Source organism: Actinoallomurus acaciae (genome assembly GCF_042429965.1).
In the GTDB taxonomy this organism is placed as follows: Bacteria; Actinomycetota; Actinomycetes; order Streptosporangiales; family Streptosporangiaceae; genus Actinoallomurus; species Actinoallomurus acaciae.
Map to the genome: position 1 here is coordinate 1 of NZ_JBHLZP010001267.1, position 848 is coordinate 848.

The following is an 848-nucleotide window of genomic DNA, read 5'->3' on the forward strand; positions in this document are numbered from 1 at the left end:
CTACGGGCAAGGTGAGTCCGGCTGCGACGTTGCCGGTCACGCTGGTGATGTTGGAGGCGGTGCGGGATTTCCGGGCCCGTACGGGCCGTCAGGTGGGGGTCAAACCGGCGGGTGGTATCCGGACCACCAAGGACGCGATCAAGTATCTGGTGCTGGTGAACGAGACGGCTGGGCCGGACTGGCTGTCGCCTGGCTGGTTTCGGCTTGGTGCGTCTTCGCTTTTGAATGATTTGTTGATGCAGCGTCGTAAGCTCACGACCGGTGCCTATTCCGGTCCCGACTACTTCACCCTGGATTGAAGCGATGACTTTCGAGTACGCGCCCGCGCCTGAATCGCGCGACATCGTCGACATCCGAGCCTCCTACGGGTTGTTCATCGATGGCGAGTTCGTGGAGACCGACACCTCGTTCAAGACGGTCGATCCGGCGACCGAAGAGGTCCTCGCCGAGGTCGCCGAGGCCGACGCCGCTGATGTCGACCGGGCGGTGGCCGCTGCTCGCCGGGCGTATGAGGGGGTCTGGTCGCGGTTGCCGGGGGCTGAGCGCGCCAAGTATCTGTTTCGGATCGCGCGGATCATCCAGGAGCGTTCGCGTGAGTTGGCGGTGTTGGTCGGTTGATAACGGTAAGCCGATTCGTGAGTCGCGGGATGTGGATCTGCCGTTGGTGGCGGCGCATTTCTTCTACTACGCGGGGTGGGCGGACAAGCTGGAGTACGCCGTGTCTGATCCGCGCCCGCTGGGGGTGGCGGGGCAGGTGATCCCGTGGAATTTCCCGTTGTTGATGTTGGCGTGGAAGGTCGCGCCGGCGTTGGCGTGTGGGAACACGGTGGTGCTCAAGCCTGCGGAGA

At 63.9% G+C, this 848-nt stretch carries 2 pseudogenes; both read left to right on the forward strand.

Features of this window, described 5'->3' with window-relative positions:
- Positions 1-299, forward strand: a pseudogene (locus ACFFNX_RS52000) (deoxyribose-phosphate aldolase); the annotation flags it as partial.
- A gap of 4 nt (positions 300-303) precedes the next feature.
- Positions 304-848: pseudogene (locus ACFFNX_RS52005) on the forward strand (aldehyde dehydrogenase family protein); the annotation flags it as partial.